Source organism: Enterobacter cloacae complex sp. ESBL7 (genome assembly GCF_041679625.1).
Lineage (GTDB): Bacteria > Pseudomonadota > Gammaproteobacteria > Enterobacterales > Enterobacteriaceae > Enterobacter > Enterobacter asburiae_B.
The window spans coordinates 319,341-338,165 of the sequence record NZ_JBGORN010000001.1 but is presented as its reverse complement, the minus strand read 5'-3'; the positions used below and the strand labels follow the sequence as shown (position 1 = coordinate 338,165).

18 protein-coding genes are annotated in these 18,825 nt (G+C 55.3%); 3 read left to right on the top strand and 15 right to left on the bottom strand.

Annotated features, from left to right (window positions below; translation table 11 throughout):
• Window positions 1-7: 7 nt before the first annotated feature.
• Window positions 8-1,072 carry an efflux RND transporter periplasmic adaptor subunit gene (locus ACERY3_RS01635; protein ID WP_047061291.1) on the bottom strand — a complete coding sequence of 355 codons (1,065 nt, stop codon included), beginning with the start codon at window positions 1,070-1,072 and terminating at the stop codon, window positions 8-10.
• A gap of 231 nt (window positions 1,073-1,303) precedes the next feature.
• On the opposite strand from ACERY3_RS01635, the gene ACERY3_RS01630 reads away from it, so the two are divergent.
• The 3 genes from ACERY3_RS01630 (at window position 1,304) to ACERY3_RS01620 (ending at window position 4,238) form a co-directional block, all read left to right on the top strand.
• Window positions 1,304-2,500: a tyrosine-type recombinase/integrase gene (locus ACERY3_RS01630; protein WP_373224952.1), complete on the top strand. Its 1,197-nt coding sequence runs from the start codon at window positions 1,304-1,306 to the stop codon at window positions 2,498-2,500.
• A gap of 409 nt (window positions 2,501-2,909) precedes the next feature.
• Window positions 2,910-3,866 (top strand): plasmid segregation protein ParM domain-containing protein, encoded by a 957-nt coding sequence (parM, locus tag ACERY3_RS01625; RefSeq protein WP_373224951.1) that lies wholly within the window; start codon window positions 2,910-2,912, stop codon window positions 3,864-3,866.
• A gap of 12 nt (window positions 3,867-3,878) precedes the next feature.
• Complete coding sequence (locus ACERY3_RS01620; RefSeq protein WP_373224950.1) at window positions 3,879-4,238, top strand: plasmid partitioning/stability family protein; 360 nt, start codon at window positions 3,879-3,881, stop codon at window positions 4,236-4,238.
• A 125-nt stretch (window positions 4,239-4,363) separates the two neighbouring features.
• Here ACERY3_RS01620 and ACERY3_RS01615 read toward each other — a convergent pair whose 3' ends face one another.
• The 14 genes from ACERY3_RS01615 to tssF all read right to left on the bottom strand — a co-directional run bounded on the left by ACERY3_RS01615 (window position 4,364) and on the right by tssF (window position 18,811).
• Window positions 4,364-4,855 (bottom strand): DUF2913 family protein, encoded by a 492-nt coding sequence (locus ACERY3_RS01615; RefSeq protein WP_373224949.1) that lies wholly within the window; start codon window positions 4,853-4,855, stop codon window positions 4,364-4,366.
• A gap of 49 nt (window positions 4,856-4,904) precedes the next feature.
• The gene (locus ACERY3_RS01610; protein WP_373224948.1) at window positions 4,905-6,416 is read right to left on the bottom strand and encodes a hypothetical protein; all 1,512 of its coding nucleotides are present in this window, start codon (window positions 6,414-6,416) and stop codon (window positions 4,905-4,907) included.
• A 108-nt stretch (window positions 6,417-6,524) separates the two neighbouring features.
• Window positions 6,525-7,172, bottom strand: coding sequence for a hypothetical protein (locus ACERY3_RS01605; RefSeq protein WP_373224947.1), 648 nt, complete (start codon window positions 7,170-7,172; stop codon window positions 6,525-6,527).
• Window positions 7,169-7,417: a hypothetical protein gene (locus ACERY3_RS01600; RefSeq protein ID WP_373224946.1), complete on the bottom strand. Its 249-nt coding sequence runs from the start codon at window positions 7,415-7,417 to the stop codon at window positions 7,169-7,171. The genes ACERY3_RS01605 and ACERY3_RS01600 overlap by 4 nt, the downstream gene beginning before the upstream one ends.
• A gap of 31 nt (window positions 7,418-7,448) precedes the next feature.
• Window positions 7,449-7,751 (bottom strand): Dabb family protein, encoded by a 303-nt coding sequence (locus ACERY3_RS01595; protein ID WP_373224945.1) that lies wholly within the window; start codon window positions 7,749-7,751, stop codon window positions 7,449-7,451.
• 51 nt (window positions 7,752-7,802) lie between these two features.
• The gene (locus tag ACERY3_RS01590) at window positions 7,803-8,627 is read right to left on the bottom strand and encodes a hypothetical protein (RefSeq protein WP_373224944.1); all 825 of its coding nucleotides are present in this window, start codon (window positions 8,625-8,627) and stop codon (window positions 7,803-7,805) included.
• A complete protein-coding gene (locus ACERY3_RS01585; RefSeq protein ID WP_373224943.1) occupies window positions 8,627-9,994 on the bottom strand; it encodes a VasL domain-containing protein in 1,368 nt (455 codons plus the stop codon). Before ACERY3_RS01585 ends, ACERY3_RS01590 begins: the two co-directional genes overlap by 1 nt.
• A gap of 17 nt (window positions 9,995-10,011) precedes the next feature.
• On the bottom strand, window positions 10,012-10,446 hold the full coding sequence (gene tssE / locus ACERY3_RS01580) for a type VI secretion system baseplate subunit TssE (RefSeq protein WP_373224942.1): 435 nt from the start codon (window positions 10,444-10,446) through the stop codon (window positions 10,012-10,014).
• Window positions 10,443-11,669, bottom strand: a complete 1,227-nt coding sequence (locus tag ACERY3_RS01575; protein WP_373224941.1) for a DUF3396 domain-containing protein — start codon at window positions 11,667-11,669, stop codon at window positions 10,443-10,445. Before ACERY3_RS01575 ends, tssE begins: the two co-directional genes overlap by 4 nt.
• Window positions 11,670-11,679: 10 nt before the next feature.
• Entirely contained in the window at window positions 11,680-12,963 is a 1,284-nt protein-coding gene (locus tag ACERY3_RS01570; RefSeq protein ID WP_373224940.1) for a VRR-NUC domain-containing protein, read from the bottom strand.
• A complete protein-coding gene (locus ACERY3_RS01565; RefSeq protein WP_373224939.1) occupies window positions 12,963-15,467 on the bottom strand; it encodes a type VI secretion system Vgr family protein in 2,505 nt (834 codons plus the stop codon). Before ACERY3_RS01565 ends, ACERY3_RS01570 begins: the two co-directional genes overlap by 1 nt.
• Window position 15,468: 1 nt before the next feature.
• Window positions 15,469-15,996 (bottom strand): type VI secretion system lipoprotein TssJ, encoded by a 528-nt coding sequence (gene tssJ / locus ACERY3_RS01560; protein WP_373224938.1) that lies wholly within the window; start codon window positions 15,994-15,996, stop codon window positions 15,469-15,471.
• Window positions 15,993-17,084, bottom strand: a complete 1,092-nt coding sequence (tssG, locus tag ACERY3_RS01555) for a type VI secretion system baseplate subunit TssG (protein WP_373224937.1) — start codon at window positions 17,082-17,084, stop codon at window positions 15,993-15,995. The genes tssJ and tssG overlap by 4 nt, the downstream gene beginning before the upstream one ends.
• The gene (gene tssF / locus ACERY3_RS01550) at window positions 17,048-18,811 is read right to left on the bottom strand and encodes a type VI secretion system baseplate subunit TssF (RefSeq protein WP_373224936.1); all 1,764 of its coding nucleotides are present in this window, start codon (window positions 18,809-18,811) and stop codon (window positions 17,048-17,050) included. The genes tssG and tssF overlap by 37 nt, the downstream gene beginning before the upstream one ends.
• Window positions 18,812-18,825 lie beyond the last annotated feature (14 nt).

Below are 18,825 nucleotides of genomic sequence, written 5' to 3'. Positions count from 1 at the left end.
TGGCTCCTTAATTCAGTATCTGGACGGCCGCGCCGGGCTGCACGCGCTGCGCGCCGTCAGTAATCGCTCGCTCACCGGACTTCACGCCGGATGAAATCCGGAACTGCTGGCCGATCTGTCCGGCGACCTTCAGCGGGCGCATTTCGGCTTTGCCGTCGGCGTTAACCACCCAGGCAAAGAACCCGTCGCCGTTCTGCTGGACCGCCGCGGCGGGCAGGGTCAGAACCGGCTGCTCGCTGGCCGGGCGCAGCGTCACGTTCACGCTGCCGCCGGGCAGCAACTGATGGCGCGGGTTGGCAAACTCGGCGCGCAGCATCACGCTGGCGGTGCGCGGATCGATGCGGTTGTCCACGGACGTCAGCTCGCCGCTGACGCGCTGGCCGTTGCTGTCAATGAACGTCTGCCAGGCCTGCTTCATGGCGCTGATATCCGCATGCTGTCCGGCTTTGGTGGCAAACGCGCCCTCTTCCAGCGCAAAGGCGATGCGGATGGGATCGAGCTGCACCACCTCCACCAGCACGCCGCTGGCAGGGTTGACCAGGCTGCCGACGTGGAACTGGCTGTGCCCCACGCGACCGTCGATCGGCGAGGTGATGCGAGTGTAGTTCAGGGTGACATTACGGGTTTCGAGACGGGCTTTGGCCTGCTCCAGCGCCGCGCTGGCGACGTCGCGCTGCATGCGGGCGTTGTCCACGTCGTGACGGCTGATGGCGTTGCTGCTGCCCAGGCTTTCAAAGCGGGACAGCTGCTGCTGCGCCTGGCGCAGCGTGGCTTCGGCGCTTCTCACCTCAGCCTGCGCCAGACGCAGGGCGGCGCGCGGCTCGGCGTCGTCCAGCTCGAACAGCAGGTCGCCTTTTTTCACGTACTGCCCGTCGCGGAAGTGGATTTTGGCGATCGCGCCTTCGGTACGCGCGCGCAGCTCAACGGTGTGGATGGCTTCGATGCGGCCCGGGATCTGGCGCTCGGCGGCGTGGGCGGTCTGCTCCACGGTGGCGACGCGAACGGGGATGGCGGCAGCGAATACGGGTTGCAGGGTGCAGGCGAGGAGCGCGAACAGGAGTGGGAGTTTCATGGGAGTACCTCAGCGTTGTTTCTCCCCTCACCCCGGCCCTCTCCCACAGGGAGGATCTATAATAGCGTGTTGATATCCACCAGTGTCAACACACTTCAACCAATCCCACACACCACACGGTAACCACTGGATTTATCCTCTCTCCCATGTCTATCATTCCCCTCCGGGGTCAACGGAAATCAACTCACCTTTGGGGGCAACTCTGGGGGCAATAAACAGGAAACCACCGCTATGGCATTAACTGCCCGTCAAATAGAAACTGCCAAACCAAAGGATAAAGACTACAAGCTGACTGACGGTCAGGGGCTGTATCTGCTGGTCAAAAAATCTGGCGCTAAATACTGGAACCTCAAGTACCGTTTTGTCGGGAAAGAGAAAAAACTCTCCATTGGCGTTTATCCGACTGTCACACTGGCTGAAGCGCGTTCCCGGCGAGAAAATGCCCGCAGACTACTCAGGGAAGGCAAAGACCCTTCTTACGAAAAGCAGGCCAGCAAGCAAGCCCACAGGGTCAATATCGAGAATACCTTTAAGGCTATCGCAACGGAATGGTTCGCGCACAAAGCCCGCCAGTGGACCGAACGCTACCTGAATGACCAGATTGCCCGAATGGAAAACAAAGTCTATCCCTTCATTGGTCATCGTCCCGTGACAGACATCCAGCCAATGGAAATCTTAAACTGCCTGCGTGAGGTTGAGAAGGACGGAAAGCTTGAAACCCTGCGGAAAACCCGCCAGATCTGCACACAGATATTTACGCATGCCATTATTACCGGACGAGCAGTAACTAACCCGGCCGCACATCTCAGCAGCGCATTGTTGCCACCGGAACAGGGGGAAGGTCGCAGTCTGAGCACTGAGCAGCTTCCGGCCTTTCTGCGTGATATCAGCAAGTCCAGACGCATTATGGCACTGGGTACACTGTTACTGATGCTGACGGCGCTACGTACCGGGGAAATGCGTCAGGGACGATGGGAGGAGATCGACTTTGATAAAGCGATATGGCAGATCCCGAAGGAGCGCATGAAAAAGCGTCGCCCTCACATCGTACCGTTATCCACACAGGCAATAGCGACTCTGAAACAGATTCAGACACTGACAGCATCGCTGAACTCGCCTTATATCTTTCCAGGCGCACGTAACCCGGCCCAGCCCCGGGCCAGACGTTGCATCAACGATTTTCTGGTTCAAATCGGCTGGCATGAACACTCCGCTGCACACGGACTTCGCCATACCTTCAGCACCCTCCTGCATGATGCCGGGTTTGACTCCGCGTGGATTGAGTTACAGCTTGCTCACGTAGACAAAAACGCCATTCGCGGCGTTTACAACCATGCGCAGTATCTGGATGGACGGCGCGAAATGATGCAGTGGTACGCTGACCACATCGACAGCCTGATAAGTGGTATGGCGAACAAAGTAGCATAATCCCTGGTCGCTCAGCCTTCACGGTTGGGCGTCCTTCATTTCATCGCAGCACTTTGCCCCCTCAAATATCAACCCCGCTTTTCACTTTACGTAAACCATCGGTTTATTTGACCCGGTGCAAGCCTCCTCAACATCAAGCCCTACTGTAAATTATCTACGATCATTCCCCAAATCCTGTGTGGTAACCCGCGCTCTGCAACGAGTGACAACCCCATACAGGAAAAACAAACCAAATGAACAGATTTCTCATCTTTGTCTCACTGGCGGCACTGCCTTTTCTCATTGAGCGCTTTATGGCGCTGATTCATCTCATTGTGCTCTCAGTTCTGGCTCAATAATCGCCTTTCAGGCATCTACCGACGCCGGATGTCTCATCCTCATCCCACATTTGACTCAACTAAGGTGCAATATGCGCATTTATATCGACGATGGTTCGACCCATATCAAAATGCTGTGGGAGCAGCACGGCAGGACCTTTACTCACCTCAGCCCTAACAGCTTCAAACGAGGCTGGTCAGCCACGTTTGGCAACGGTAAGCCGTTTAACTATACCGCAGGCAAGGAGAAATATTCGTTTGACCTCATTTCCCCGGATTCACTCACCACCAGCAACATTGAATGGCAGTACAGCCCGCTCAACGCCGTTGCGGTCCACCATGCGCTGCTGACCAGTGGTCTTGCGCCGCAGTGTGTGGATATTGTGGTGACGCTGCCGCTGGCGGAGTTCTACGACGAAGACGCGCAGTACCGGCTTGATAACATTGAGCGCAAAAAGCAGAGCCTGCTGCAACCGGTAGCGCTGAATAACGGCCACGTATTCACCATCACCCGCGTCACCGTGCGCCCGGAGTCCATTCCTGCAGGTATAGCGCTGTGTGATCAACTCTCGTCCTCCAACTCTGTGCTGATTGTTGATCTCGGAGGAACTACGCTGGATATCTCACAGGTAGCGGGCCAGATGTCTTCGGTATCGCGTATCTACGGCGATCCGGCATTGGGCGTATCGCTGGTGACCGATGAAGTTCAGCAGGCCTTACGTAAAGCCGGTATGGCGCTGTCCCGTTACAACGTGGACCGGCTGATCATCAAACGTTTCGACGATACCTACCTGGCGAACAACATCAACGATCCGCGTGCTGTCGATTCCATAAAACAGGCAATCCACAGTGGTATCGCGCGTTATCGTGCGCGGATACTGGAAGCAATTGATCGCTTTAAAGGCTATACCCATGTTGCTGTGGTGGGAGGTGGAGCCTGTCTGCTGGCTGAAGCCATTCGTACTCACGTGAAGCTGCGTGAAGATCGTTTCTTTGTCGCTCAGGATCCGCAGTTCGCACTGGTACATGGACTGAAAGCCATTGGTTAAGAGGAGCGGGTCATGACCCGAAGAAAGATACTGATTTATCTTCGCCCGGAAACACACGCCAGTGAACGCTTTGCAGATATTCGTATAGAAGCATTAGCTCGGGGCGATCGCGGTGAGTTAACACGAACGGCATTGCTGGCAGGTATTGCACTGGGTGAAATTGACAACCGCTTGCCGTCTGTACTGGCAGCGTTGCTTGCTGATAACACTTCCCCGGAAACTCTGCGTTCCATGCTGGTAGCATTTCTGAATATTCAGCCGGGATCGCGTCAGCCCGAAGCGGTAGTCGCCACAGCACCAACACCAGAGGTAACGAAACAATCCACCATCAGCGTATCAGCAAAGAATCTGGCGGGCTCTTTGCCTGAATAGTTAATTCATGATGTTATATCGTTACATTGAGAGGGATAAAAAACAGGACGCTCAGCCCTTGTGGCCGGGCGTCCTTTTATCACTGTGTTCTTTTTTGTTTTCTTTTACCACCAACTTTAACCCTGCTACGGTGCTGAAGAATGTACATTTCCCGATTCTGGCAATAGTTGATAAACGACATATCCGTCGTCATCAGGCAACCGCTCAGCACTCAGATTACATTGTGCCAGAAGCGCAGGGATGCCGCTGATATCGCCAGTAAGCCTCAGCGCCATTGGTTTAATGAGTTCGCCTTTGTCGGTGAAGACCTGATGCAGTTCTTCTTTCGGGGTATAAATCGCACAGACATTACCCGCCAGTTTAGCTTTGTCTTCCCATTCCTTTGCTGAAACCAGCCAGTCTACCCAGCCCATTGTCCTAAGCGTGTCGATCATATGCGTAAAACGAAACAGCGTGCTCTGCTGCGTAAGCTCGCCAGAGCTGGCGAGCCACATGTACTCTACCTTGCTGTAAAGCCGCGCTGATGGTCCGTAACGCTTACCCTGCTCCTGCAGCGAGATGATGTCCGATGCTAACGTTCGGGGAAACAGTTTGCGTTTTGGGCTGTCAGTCAGCAACTACTGCATGATGAACATATGCTCCTGCAAAGAATAGAGGTTAACAGGATCATCCTTGTGCTGTTGTTGCTCGTGGTATAAATACTCTACTATCGATTTGACGAAGTGCCTGCAAAAGAAACATTCTTTCCACCATATGATCTTCACTGACAGGTACGCTTACTCTCAGCGTAGTTCCATTTCCCAGTGACCGATAGTAATAATAAAACCCATCACCATCTTTTTGATAAACAAAAAAATCGTTGTACAATTTCCCATGAGGATTAATCCGTTTTGCATTATCCATCAGCTTCCTGACTGATTCAGAAAAAATTGCAATATTTATGTAATCAAAATCTCTATCCAGCATGAAGGACACGGCCACTCTAAAAGGCTCTATAACGACGGAACTGTCGTTTTTTCCTTGATTTAAATTAAAATCCATTTTTAGCCTTTTATTAAAATTAAATTTAAAATCAATAGCATTTTTAATTTTATTTTCTATATCAGAAATATTTAAAAGCTCACTGTTTTTTGTTTTATATTTATCCTCCAGGTCTTTTCTGGAAAGTTCAATATCACTCAGTGAAATCCACTTTTTTCCCCGGTAACGAGGATCCATGGTGCGTAAAAAGCAAAATGCTTTTGCAGCAGCGTCCGGGGACCTTGCATGAGCAAGTCCTATAAAGTAGCGTTGTAGCGACGCATTAAACTGAATGTAAATCACTTCAAGCTCACCATACTGATCATAATAAACAGCACCATTTTCCGAGCTAAAAATGATACCTCGCTGGCCCGCCAGCCAGGAGTTCATATTAAAATCATCTTTTTTCCCACTAACAACAACCAGTTCACCATCTGTTTGGTTAGGTCGATCATGGTAGTCATAGACTATCGTGCCTGAATCGTTTTTATCTATTATTAATCCTCCTATTTTCCTGCGATAAATACCTCCCAGTCTTTCTTGAGTTGATTCTTGTACGTAAAAAGGTAGTTTAAGTGAAAATCCATCCGCGACAGAAAACAGAGAACCGGGAAAGTCTGGCATTGCTGTATTGTTGAATCGTTCACGTTCCCGAAAGATTTTCACCTGAAACGCCTTAAGGCTTTTAGCGTATTCCTGCCTCAACTTACCAAGCTCTGGAGAGTTATCATCTGTTTTTTTTAACACAAAAACCATCTGACAAGAAAATAAAGCACATGTACTTTTTTCATCTGAGTTAAAAACAATATCATTTCCGAAACCTGACCGTGCAGTGTACCAGACGTGGTTTATATTCACTCTGTTATTAACAATATTACTACTATTTTCTTCCCCATCATAGTACCATTGCACATTCTTAGACGTGATATGGAAGTACACATGTTTCATGATGTTTTTTGTTGTACTGACATATTTCTCACAAAAAAAACATCCTTTAGCATCTGTTTTTTGTGTTTTGTCTTTTTTATAAAAAACAATATCAATGTTAGTCGGGATATAATACCCTGAGTCTAAAGTTATAGATCTATAATACCAATAAAAAAACACAAACAACATCACCAACAATATAACTAATATTGTCCATAATTTTACTTTCATATTGCACACCGTCTGATACACTCTTGAAAATCTGTCGAAAAATGCGAAAGCAACATCTATCCGCCGTATGGAAAAATACGCTCCGTAGTTCGAAAATATTAACGTGAGTTATTTTCTCCACTCCAGCTTTGCATCTAATTTTTTGCGTAAAAGTCGCTCCCGCGCTTTTTCTACCGCCCGATTGGTCCTGTCGGGGAACAGCGTGGCCTGTTGCTCAGCCACACTCAGATGCATATTTTTCTCCAGCAACGTCCATTCCTCATCGCTCCAGGGACGAAACCCGACCTGACTTTCACGGGATTTCTTCAGCCCCAGCCTTCTCGCCATCACCCTGACGGCCACCTCATTCCTGCCCGGCAGCTGGTGCATGACTTCAGTACCAACCACCGGGTACTGTGCTTTCAGAATACGCAGTTCGTCTTCACGCCAGAATCGCCCGCTCTGTACCCCCATCGCTTCAGCCCGAGCAAATATCGCACGGATGCTTCTGCCCGGCAGCAGTCGGGTCAGCTCTTCAGCCTCAACACCCTGCGCATAGTGTTTACGGATAATCTCCATTTCCGCTTCGCTCCACGGCGTGTTTCCTTTTCGCCGGCATCCCAGTTTGTCGGCCATCAGCCCCACTGCACCCGGCGTGCGTTTCAGAAGGACGGCAAGCTCTGCTACGGACACCGTGCCGTAGTTATTTTCCAGAAAGGTTAAATCCTTTACCGTCCAGAGCGTAAAATGCTTATCGGGCAGTGACTTACTGGTCATTCATACCGCCTTTCCGGGACATAGCGCTCGCTGCTTTCCTGGTCATCTGAAAGGTGCCCCCCAGCTATACTCCAGCGCTTATGTCTTTCCAGAACCCACCCGGCCTGCCGTAACTGCTCCAGAATAAAGCGGGTGGTATGTTCTCCCAGACCAGCAATCGTACTCACCGCCTGTAACGTCATCACCGGCGCTTCTCTGAATGCGCCCAGAATGCGTTTTGCATCATCCGTCATCTTTTGTGTCATTTCACTCAAATCCATCGGGTTAAAAAATAAATCAGGGTTCCATGGTATAGTCCAGTACGATAATCTCCCTCAATATCGGTCGAAAAATCGTTTTAAGATCATCATGCGCAGGATGCGGTAAATACCGCTTGCGGGCAGCTTCATCGGCAAACGTCATCAGCACGCAGTGTGTGAAGCCGCTATTCTTGCCTTCAGGGCTGTTATTTATGCCCCATTCCACATTCGTAACACCTTCAATCCGATCGGGGATTTGCAGGAATGCCTGCCTGACAGCCTGTATTTGTTCCGGTTGCGCACTATCAGTAAATGTAATCAATAAAATATGACGAATCATTATTCCTCCGGTCAATACAATGAATATCTACAGTTAATAATGGTTCACCCATTACCCCTTGTCCTGTTCGGGCTTACCGCTCTGTTTTTTAGCGTATCGTCGTAATCCCAGTTTCTCAGCCTTGTGGTGAATTGCGCTTACCTTCCTGCCAGGTAACATCGCGGTAACCTTTCTCCCCAGTTTCGGGTAAAACTGCTGAAGAATGCTGATCTCCGCAGACGTCCACATCACTGCTCGCCTTAACCCTAATTTGGTCGCCTGCGCCGAAATGGCTTGTCTGGAACGATGGGGCAATAGCGCATGGATGGCATCAAGGTTATCTGAGTTACCGTAATGCTCAGTCAGTATCGCGTTTTCCTCACGGGTCCATCTACTCAGTCGCGTTTTCCCCAGCTTAAGTACATTTGCCCGGCTCCTCACGGCACTGACACTTTTGTTAAGGGTTGCAGCGACTTCTTCAACAGGCATATGACCATACTGCTCTCTCAGGAGTGCGACGGCGTCAGGATGCCATTCCCGTTCATCGGTGAGCCCCGCCTTTGCCGCCTGTTTCCTGACAGAGTCCTTATCGCGGTGCGGCAGAAGTGCCCTCACCATGGCGATACCGGCACCATGAGAGTAATGCTTTTTCATGATGTTAATTTCCCACAGTTCCCAGGGTTTAGCCTCCCAACGACCAACCCCAACCTTTAACGCCATCGACCTGACCGCTGAAACGCCTCTTCCCAGTGTGGCGGCTATCTCCTGTGCCGGGATTTTGCCGTAGTGTTTCTCAAGACAGGCTATTTCTGCCAGCGTCCAGTGCTCATAGTGATTACGGGGTGTGGCTGTTTTTTCCACTGCTCTCGCGGATGATGGATTCGGTTTCTTTTTCATTATTCAGTCACTCCCCCACGGGTAATCAGCACGTAACGATCCTGCAACTGACGCAGACTCTGTTCTGCCTGCTGTTCTGCGACAGGCTGATTGCCGTTCTCTTTTTTTTGCTGTGACAACTGGCGTAACTGTTCTTCCACTGGCACGTTCTGACTCAGGGTCTGCATGATGGCAAACACCGAAGATTTCAGCTCCGAAACCGTCAGGTATTTCCCCCGCTGCATATCGGTGCTGTTGAGTTTCTCCGTCAGCGACTGCAGCTGTCCCATCGCCTGATGCCAGCCCTGCAGACGGGCTTCCGGCAGGGCATTCGCCTCCACCTGCTGCTGCCATTGTCTGGCAAGCGCCGCCGTTTCTGGCTGATGCGGCCACAAGCGCTGCGTCTGTGTTACCAGCGCAAAACCGTAATCCTGCGCCCATACAGGGGAAAGCTGCGCCACCACTTCCAGCTGGCGATGCGTGCGCTGAGTGACAGCTCGCCCATGAGACTGCAGCGCAGCGGCGTTGTCTTCAATCAGCGCATCTTGTGCAGACGACGAGAGCACCACCGGCAACGGCGAAAGCGACGCGCCAATCAGGGTTTCAGGCAGATTGTAGTGCCAGGCCGTCCAACCCCATACTGACAGTGACGTGATAACCACTGCGCTCAGGGCACCTGCCGCAAATCCGCCCCACACGCCACGACGATGACGCTTAAGAAGGGAGGTCTGTGTTATCCGCTGCGTACCGTCATCCCTGACCACCAGGACCACCGGCTCGCTGTGGCTGTAGGCAGGCCCGGGGCTGGCCGGTATCGGACCGGGCGTGTGGTACGGTGCCTCAGTTGGCGCGGGCAGCGATGTCTCTCTGGCACTTTCCAGACGCACCACGGCCGCATGCATCCAGTGCAGCAGGGCGTCCATTTTACTGACCTGCCTCAGGTCGAGCCGCTGCAGCAGGTCGCACAGGTGGCGTAGCTGTTGTTCAAGACGATAAATTGCTGCCAGGTCCTGATGGCTGAGGGTAAACCGACGCAGGCTCTGCATCAGCCAGGCACTCAGCCACACCAGTATCTCTTTGCGCACGGGCAGCTGTGGCGGCCACATCACGCTCCACTGATGCGATATCAGCGAGTCCAGCAACTCCAGCCCTTCCGACAATCCGGACAGGTTGCCCCGCTGCAGGCGGGCGCAGCAGAACCAGGCGGCCGTCTGCAGGTCGGTGCCGTTGTGGCGAAACAGGGTCACACACAGCAGCTCCACGTTCTGCCAGTCCACATCGGGTCTGGCCGGGTGGGTCAGCTTACTCAGTTCATCGCGCAGTTGCGTGTATTCAGACCACGCGCGCGGGTCCTGGCCCGCATGCAGGGGCAGGTTTCGGGTGAACATAATAAAGCGTCCTTAACTCACGGGAGGATTCGTTGTTGTTTCAGGTGGCGGAGCAGTACCTTGCCTTCGGGCATAAACTCGGTGCCAAAACGCACCAGCCCGCCGTCATGCAGTTCCGCTTCGATGGCGTAGCGCAGCTCACCGGGCTGGGTCTGTTCCAGAATCACCACGTTAATGTCCTGAATACGCGGCTCGTATTTCAGCAGCGTGGTCGCCAGCGTGGTTTTGAGTTGATGGACGGTGCCAGGCATGCCCTGCAAAATCAGCGTCATATCCGGCAGACCGTAGTCCGGCAGATGGGACACCGAACCGGCCCGGGTGTTGAGCACCCGCTGCAGGTTATCCAGCACCGACAGAATGCCCTGATTTTCTTCGCTGACCCGATGCAGCTCAATCTCCCCTTCAAAATTTCCATACAGCATGTCGTGTAATGACACTGAACGATGACTCATTCTGATGACGACTCCGGTAAGGTAAAGACACTGCCCCGCTCATCGCGTTTCAGCAGCGACCAGCAGGCACGGTGTTTCTGACCGTGAACATCCTCAAAGGCGGGCATTTTTTGTCCTTCACGGGTTTGAATATACTGCGTGGTGCCGTTAACAATCGAGGCCCACTGCCCGGCATGAGGGGCGATATCATCCGTCCAGCGGGTAATACGTACCGGCTCCAGTGACTGACCGTCATCGTCGCTGTCCAGCAGGGCACTGGCTTCATCAAAACGAGCAAACCAGGCCATGGAAGACTCTTCTTCAAACTGAAAGTTTTCGTATTCTGAGTAAAAATGCAGGCCATTATGCCCGTCCTGCCGGATGGGTTTGATAATCTGATTCACTTTGACCAGCAGCGGCGGTAACGGTTCTGAATTGACCTCGCCAGGGGCGGGCGGTAATGCCCCGGCTTTCAACACAATGCCGCTGTTATAGGAGAGCAGTTCAATCTCCGGCGTTTTCGCCAGACGGCGGGTCAGTGTCTCCGTACCGCCCAGCTTGTCCAGCCACGGCGTCCCCAGAATGGTGTACCAGCAGGCTCCTTTTACTCCCTCGACCGCTTCTCCCCCCTCCAGTGTCCCCAGTGAATCGACCATCACGCCGGGAAAACGCTGCGCCAGCTGGTACTCATAGGGAAACATGCGTTCGCGGGCATAGGGGAGCACAAACGACAGTCCGGCATAACCGCTTTCCACCGCAAAGGTGTTGCACAGCCACATCAGCCAGGACTGATAGCGCACTTTACCCTCCGGCTCTTTCAGCAGCGACAGCGGAAACACCTGTTTGATAACCGAGCGATCGTTCTCATTATGGAAAATCCGATTCCCCATGATAAGAATGCTGTAGTCAGGGGCATGGTAATCGGTTTCGACACTGCCCAGATACCAGGAAATAATCTCTTCCGGGGATGAATCCAGGATTGTCTGTCGGTTTTTCTGGTAGTTTTTCTCCGTGATGCCCACCCATTTCGAGAGCATGGTCTTCTTCAGATGCGGCTTAAACTCACCGTAATAGCGGTCCACGCATTCGACCATCTTACGGCGCACCGCTGCCGTATGGCCGTCCTTAAAAAACACCGTGATAATCAGCCCGAGGTTGATCGCCGGGCTGCCGTCCCGGTATCTGACCGACGCGTCTGGCAACCACTTATCAAGATACGTCAGCTCAAAATCTTTCAGTTCCATTATCGCTCCCTTATTCGGTTGCCAGCGTGCCGGACGCTCCGGCACCAAGAACGGCAGCCAGTTCGTCCCAGGCGCTGATTGCCAGACGCACGATGGTTAAAAAGGCGGCCAGTATTTCCGCCGGAACCCCCAGCGTGACCACCAGCCCCCCAATGCCGATCGCAACGAGCACCACGCCCACCGTTTTCGCCACGCTGGTGATGATCTGAACCCATTCCACCTGTTTCAGTGTATCAAGCGTCATGTCCGTCGCCCGCTGAATGCTCACCCATGCAGCCTGTAGCTGCGCGTTACTCCAGACTGCCGCGCTGCGCTCGGTACGGCTGATCCAGCGCCACGTCTGCGCCCCCTGGTAATAAACCCACTCGCCTGTGTCGTTGAGCCATCCAGCCCCCCGGCTCAGTTCCTGCTGCATCTCTTTCGACAGGGCATTCCAGCCTGCGGCCACGTGACCGATAACCCCCTCACTGAGGTCAGCAACGGCCTGACCGGCATAGGTCCAGGGCTCCACTTTCGAGGGGGCGGGCGTGGCCGGGGGCGTGGGGGTAAAGATAGGCGGGTAGAGAAACAGCGGCCAGTATTTCGCCCCGCTGGTTTTCCAGGCCTTCATCGTCACGTTGACCACCTGATCGCTCCACTGCTGCTCCTGTGAGCGGCAGTCGTGGATCTCCAGTATCGTCATACGCCTGCGCTCTCTGCCAACAATCTGCATGTAATCTTTATACTGCTCCTCAGTCAGTTTATCCCCCGGAAACTTGACCTCCACCAGTCGCTCCAGGTTATCGCCGTGCCTCTGCCCTTCCGCATCGTCTCCCGCCAGCCCCGGCCAGCGATTATCTTTATCCTTCACGATAATGATATCGGGGCGGCGGTAGAGACCTTTTCCCGGCACCGGAAACGGGTTGGTGGTGTGGCGTCGGCCTGCGCCCTCATGCCGTAATGAACTGCTGAGAAACGGGCGCGGCGGCGTGGTCCGCATATCGAACGATACCTCGGCCTTGTACCACCAGCGGTATTTAGCGGCAATTTCGTCCACCCGGATCAATCCGCTCATCATCATCTGTTTCAGGCTCATCTGATAACACTTACCGTTCCGGCGGATTTCACCCGATAAGCGGGGAAAGCGCATCGCGTATTCCACCTTGATGTGCAGGTACTGACGATTATCCGCTGTCGGCAGGCGTGACTGTTTCTCCACCATCTCAATGCCGGTGGTGGTGCAGTCCCACGGCTGATTGTTCGCACCGGCAGGCCTCTCTGCTGCCGGGATATCGGGTAAATCGGGTTGTTCCATTACGCCTCTCTGAATTCCATTGCCAGTTGATGTGTCTCCCCGTCCCCCGTAAAGCACAGTGGGGTATCCGGCGAGAGTTTCGGGTGAACCACATGCAGTTCAGCAGCCTCTTCTTCACGGGTATAAACCGGGGCCGAGTAACCATTGTCATCGGTATATCCGCTCGCTATCAGGCCAGAAGGCGTAGTAATGCGGTAAGGTGTCTTCACTCTGACGTTACCGTGCATGTCCAGTAGCCGGTACACCGCCGAGTACATACGGGAAAGTCCCGTCACAGGGATATCCACCGCCATTGGGGCGGCGGCCACATTCATCGTGGGTTTTACCCTGCGCTGATAGCTCTGCATCGTCCCGTATTCCACGACACCCTGCGCCAGTGTCAGATAGCTGCCGCCACCAATCAGAGTGATACGCTTCTTGCCGGTCAGGGTGATATCATCGCCAGCACTGAGGTTCAGCGGTTTCTGTGCCGACAACTGCATACATCCGTGCTGCGCCTGTGCCACCACAGGCCCCTCGCCCGACTGCAGACGCATCGCCCCCCGGTGCGTAAACAGCCCGAGCAGCCCTCCGGCCATTACCGTCATCGCCCCCGTCACCCCGAGGCTGATATCCGCGCCTGCGCTGAGCGCCACATTGTCAGCCGCCGCCAGCTGCAGGTGCTCCCCGCTGGTCAGCGCTATCCCCTCCGGGGCCGACAGATGCAGCATCCGGTCCAGGGTCTGCAGCCGCGTCTGTGACATCTGTACCTGAGCGGTGATATCCGCCTGCAGCACCTGCGCCTGTTCCGCGGCAATATCCAGTTGCTGGCGCTGCTGCAGGCAGACGTCAATTTCACGCAGCGCATCGGCCTGGTCCAGCACCTCACCGACGGCTTTGTTCTGCCCGTCGGTGGTCACCAGCAGCCCCTTTGCCACCCGGATGACACCATACTCATCGGTGCGCAGCTCAAATCCTGTACCACGCGGCTGGCGCTGCGCATCCGTCATTTTCCCCTGATTCAGCTGCGTCGCGCCATACGGCGTGCTCAGCGCAATATGCTCCTGCGCTTTCTGGTCTTCCATTCGCAGCTCATTGCCACCGCCGGTACGCAGAATATTCTGACTGCGGTTGTCAGCGGTCACGATGTCAGGGTGTCCGGAATCATGGAACGCATGCGCAATATAAGGGCGGTCCGGATTGCCACCGTGAAACGCCACTCCCACTTCCGTACCGTCTGTCAGGGGCATGTGCCAGCCATACACCTCTCCGGCGTATGGCGAGGCCCGCCGCAGCCACGGATACGCGTAACCCGGCTCGCCCTCGTCCGGATGAAAATCCATTCGTACCCGGTAACGCCCGGTGTTATCAATATGCGCGTAGCGGTCATAGGGTGTAACGCTTTCCACCCGGCCAGGCAGTGTGCCGGTGATGTGAGGACGGGGACATTCCGCAGGCCGGAAGCCATACGCCTCCCGGTACGGCATCCCCCACAACGACACGTACAGCCGTGAGTCACGCGCCCCCCGGAACGAGGTGAAGGTCACCAGTATGCCCTCATTCAGGCCATGCAGCCCCGCCCCCTCGGGATTTATCACCTGCCCCGGACTCAGCCAGTAAGCGTTGCTGAACAGGTGAAGGTAAGCCGAGTTATTCTGCTCGCGCTCATGGCGGATGCGGGCATAAAAGCCCCCGGTTTCAGGGGCCGGGGCGCTATCCTCTCCGGCGTGTAGATAAGACTCGCTATCACGGTAATGCCCCCCCGTCGTCACGCCCGCAGCACGCACAGAAGCAGCAGCGTCCATGGGCTCACGTGCGGTACGAGGATTGTAATCACGAACCGAGACGTTCCCCGTCGCCGCGTTGTGCCAGGTGCGCAGCCCCCAGCAGCAGAGTTCAGCACCATCATACAGACCGGACGGTTCATGGTATGGCAGAGGCTGCTCAGGCAGATACTGCTGCTGGCTGTCACCAAAGACCGTCACATCCAGTCCGGTCACATCGTGCATCGTCTGGCGATACCAGATGCCGACCTCTGCCAGAATACGCTGCACAAACGCCAGGTCCGTCTCCTGCCACTGGGTGATGAGTTCGCGTTCCGGGTAATCGCCGGTCAACTGAAATTCAAAATCCGGCCCTTCCAGACCGTGCGAGCGCAGTATCTGCGCCACCAGCTCCGGCACGGTGGCATTCTGATAAATGGCGCAACGCCGGGAGCGCGACAGCAGCGCCAGACGGGATCCAAGGGTCACGGCATAGTGAGACTGGTCTGCGTTTGAGGAAAGCCATTCCAGCTCCGTGATGACCCCCTGCACCACCTTGTGATGGCGCAGACTGAAACGCGCTGACTTCAGCAGCACGCTCTCTGCGCTCACCGTTCCTGAGGTGGTAAATTCAATACGCCATGAAAACGGCCTGCTCAGCGCCTCTGTCCCGCGAAAGCGCAGAACGTCGGCCCTGACCGTGCTGTCGCTTATCACCAGTTGATACGGGTTATGTCCGCGAACGGTACTCTTATCATCCACCCTATTTCTCCTTCACCGGCACCAGACTCAGACTGCCATCGCCCAGCTCAACGGTCCGGGCCTTGTCCGGATCCAGTTCGTCACGTCGCAGCACCAGTCGCCAGGTATTTTTCTTCAGATCCGGCTGGCGAAACAACGCCACCACCGCCACGTAAGCGGCATTTTCCTCCATCGGCATATTCAGCGTCACATTGCCGCCGGGCATCACCAGCAGCGAACGGGAGGCCAGCATATCCTCTTTCAGGACCGGGCTGTCATCACGCAGCAACGTCTGATAATCAGCGGAGTCCAGGCTTTTCCGGTCCTTCAGCTGATACACCCTGACCATGGTCGCCAGCGGCGTCTGGGACTCATCTGCATTCAGCGCCGCACGCGGTGACAGATCCAGGTGCAGCGTTTTGATTTTTTTGTAAAACAGCGAGGTTGCCATACTGTGCGTGCCGTCATGGATGCTCTGGGCCAGTCCGCACCCGCTCAGAAGAGTGCACAGAAGCGGGAGCAGGGCCCGCCGGAGGTTCACAATTTTCATGGTGTTTCCTGTTCAAAACGATACTGGCCGTTCTGCGACGGGGGCAGTACGGCCACAGACAGACTTTCATAGCGGCCCGTACTGACGGTGATCTCACGGCTCGCTGAGGTTTCACGTCCCTGATGCCCGAGGACGCCGGTCTGGCCGAGGCGAACCCGATGCTCCCGGTGTAGCCGGGGTTCCGGTATCAGGGACAGCGGCACACGAAGCTGAAGACGGACATCGCTGCGATACCCGAGGTACACCCGCAGCAGAACCCGCAGGTCAGCGTGAAGCGATCCCCCCGGCAGCCAGCCTGCCGCCTCTTCCCGGTCTGTAGTGCTGAGCGTTACCCGCACCCGACTGCAGCCTTCCGGGGCAGTCTGCCCCAGCACGGGACGTGCAGAAAGCCTCACGCGGTTTGCCCTCTCCAGACCGCTGCGTACGCCCACCGGGACACGTATCACCTCATAATTGCTTACCGTCGTCTGCGTCCGGGGAGCCAGCAGGCTGACCAGCGCGCGGATCCCTTCGGCATTGCGGGTCGGCAGACGCATGTTGCCCAGCAGGGCCAGAAAGCGGGACACGGGCGTGGCAATCCGTCCGGCGGTACCGGGTATCCCCAGACCAATCAGCCCCAGCAGACACTGTGAGGTCGCATCCGTCCCTCCCGCCTCAAACGTGGCCGGGTACGCATATTTGCGCCAGATCCGGTAATACTGCGTGGTAATACGGTGGCTGAACATATCCAGAAAGGCGGTGACGGCTTCATACCCTTCACGCCGGGTGGCAATATCATCCAGATAGTGCGTCGGCAGCGGGGAGTCCACGCCGTATACCCCGAGGAAGGTTGTCCGTACCGAGAGCGGTGCATCCGGATCGTCCTCATTCTCCTCCACGGCCCGCAACTCGCTGACCGGAAACCCCATCCCCGGCCAGGGACGAAAGCGAACCGGATCGTTTTCGGGATGACTGGTACTGCCAAGTGCAGGCGCATCAGGAGCCGCCTGCTCCAGCAACCGGCAGAAACGGTAGAAATTAACCCGCCAGATCTCGTCCCGCAGTTGCTCTGTCAGCCGGGTACGTGCTGACTGTGATTCTCGCACCATCGCAGTCGTTCTCCTGTGGGCTGCAGCAACAGCGTCAACTGATTAAAAAGATGAATATCGGCATACAGGCTGAAGAATCGGTGCAACAGCTCCCCGAAAAGATTCACATCCCCTTTACCGGCAAACAGCCCGGTGTCCAGGGTGATTTCAATATCGACACCGCGCAGCATCACCCCGCGCTCAAAGCGGCGGATAAGGGTATGCCTCACATCCACAATGGCTTCCAGACGGCGACGGTTCATTTCATCGTCGCTCCAGTCGTACAGCGCCAGCGTCCCCCGCAGCACCTCCGGGTTATCCATCATGCTGAGAAAGTTCGACCCCAGATGGCTCATGACCCGCCAGTGAAAACGATCGCGGGCAGGCGGGTAGAGCGGCATCGTGGGTGCCGTCAGGTTCTGGATCTGCAGCGGAATTTTTCCGGCTTTCACCGGTCTGTCCAGCCGCGTGCTCCTCAGCGCCATACGGGGTAACTGACCGTTGGTCACGGTCATTTTCATCGACAGCACATCGGTTTTTTTTGCCAGCTGGTCAGCATCGAAGGAATCCCCTCCCAGAATAAGCCAGGTGTCATACAGACCAGAGGGACCGCGTTTCACCCGGGTATGAAAATAGCGCTCTGGTGCGCCATGGCGCATCATCCCGCCACGGTGACGAAAGCTGGTAAACGGCACATAGCGCTGTTGACCATTTTTCACCGTCCCGTGGATCTCATCCACGCTGTAGATCTCGGTATGCCCGTCCTGGATCCGCAGGGGACGCAGAAGATATTCATTTTCCAGCGGATCCAGAGGCATCGGATCCGCTTCCAGCGTGAACAGGTTGATGACCGGCGCACAGTGCAGACGAACGTTACCTGTGCCAAACGTTAAATCGGCAGGCCAGGCCTCGCTGAGCACGATATCCACCTCAAACCACGTACTCTCCGGTGCCAGCACAAGCTGTTCCAGCCCCCGGAGCCCGACAAACATGAATTTTTCCCGGAAGCTGAAATACTCCAGCAGCAGCTGATAGCCACTGAATGCGGATGCGCCCTTTGGCCACAGACGATCATCGTCAAAGCCCAGCGGTTTACACCAGCCGTCAAAGGGCTGTCGCTCCGGGATCCCCGCATGGCGGACATACATCGCCTGAACCTGGCGCGTCAGCGCCAGATGCAGGGCTGAACTGACCGGTGCATCCGCACAGAGGTACAGAACAACTTGCTCCATCCCTGCCTGCGCCAGGTCAGCCCGGGCGGGGCATTCAAAGCGCAGCCGGATGGCAGACCGACCGTCGGTTTCCGTCTGCAGACGGGCTTGCGCCAGATGCAGGGGCTGCAGCATCAGCGCCCGGGTGGTCCGGTACTGGCAGGCCGTCTGCCGTGGCCCCACCGGACGGGAGAGCACGGAAAACCCCTCCGGCAGCCGTTCCGCCTGCCGAAGTTGTTGCCACGGTGGCGCAAACTCCACCACCGACAGGGAGGGGATGGTTCGCAGATAATGCGGCCACAACAGGCTCACCAGGCCTTCCGTCAGTTCAGGCAAATCGTCATCCAGCTTTTCGCGAAGACGTCCCATCAAAAACGCAAACCCCTCCAGCAGGCGTTCCACATATGGCTCAACCGCACCGGGTTTATCAAGATGCAGCATCGACGCTCTGTCCGGATGGGCGCGGGCGAATTCTTTTCCGGCCTCGCGCAGATAGCGCATTTCGGCCTCGTAATAACGCAGGGTTAAATCATCCATTCCTGTCTTCCTGA

Coding starts and splice junctions, on each gene's coding strand:
- ACERY3_RS01600 (WP_373224946.1), bottom strand. CDS start 7,417: ATGACACAAAAGATGACGGATGATGCAAAACGCATTCTGGGCGCATTC.
- parM (WP_373224951.1), top strand. CDS start 2,910: ATGCGCATTTATATCGACGATGGTTCGACCCATATCAAAATGCTGTGG.
- ACERY3_RS01585 (WP_373224943.1), bottom strand. CDS start 9,994: ATGTTCACCCGAAACCTGCCCCTGCATGCGGGCCAGGACCCGCGCGCG.
- tssF (WP_373224936.1), bottom strand. CDS start 18,811: ATGGATGATTTAACCCTGCGTTATTACGAGGCCGAAATGCGCTATCTG.
- ACERY3_RS01630 (WP_373224952.1), top strand. CDS start 1,304: ATGGCATTAACTGCCCGTCAAATAGAAACTGCCAAACCAAAGGATAAA.
- ACERY3_RS01605 (WP_373224947.1), bottom strand. CDS start 7,172: ATGACCAGTAAGTCACTGCCCGATAAGCATTTTACGCTCTGGACGGTA.
- ACERY3_RS01590 (WP_373224944.1), bottom strand. CDS start 8,627: ATGAAAAAGAAACCGAATCCATCATCCGCGAGAGCAGTGGAAAAAACA.
- tssJ (WP_373224938.1), bottom strand. CDS start 15,996: ATGAAAATTGTGAACCTCCGGCGGGCCCTGCTCCCGCTTCTGTGCACT.
- ACERY3_RS01595 (WP_373224945.1), bottom strand. CDS start 7,751: ATGATTCGTCATATTTTATTGATTACATTTACTGATAGTGCGCAACCG.
- ACERY3_RS01635 (WP_047061291.1), bottom strand. CDS start 1,072: ATGAAACTCCCACTCCTGTTCGCGCTCCTCGCCTGCACCCTGCAACCC.
- ACERY3_RS01570 (WP_373224940.1), bottom strand. CDS start 12,963: ATGGAACAACCCGATTTACCCGATATCCCGGCAGCAGAGAGGCCTGCC.
- tssG (WP_373224937.1), bottom strand. CDS start 17,084: ATGGTGCGAGAATCACAGTCAGCACGTACCCGGCTGACAGAGCAACTG.
- ACERY3_RS01620 (WP_373224950.1), top strand. CDS start 3,879: ATGACCCGAAGAAAGATACTGATTTATCTTCGCCCGGAAACACACGCC.
- ACERY3_RS01610 (WP_373224948.1), bottom strand. CDS start 6,416: ATGAAAGTAAAATTATGGACAATATTAGTTATATTGTTGGTGATGTTG.
- tssE (WP_373224942.1), bottom strand. CDS start 10,446: ATGAGTCATCGTTCAGTGTCATTACACGACATGCTGTATGGAAATTTT.
- ACERY3_RS01575 (WP_373224941.1), bottom strand. CDS start 11,669: ATGGAACTGAAAGATTTTGAGCTGACGTATCTTGATAAGTGGTTGCCA.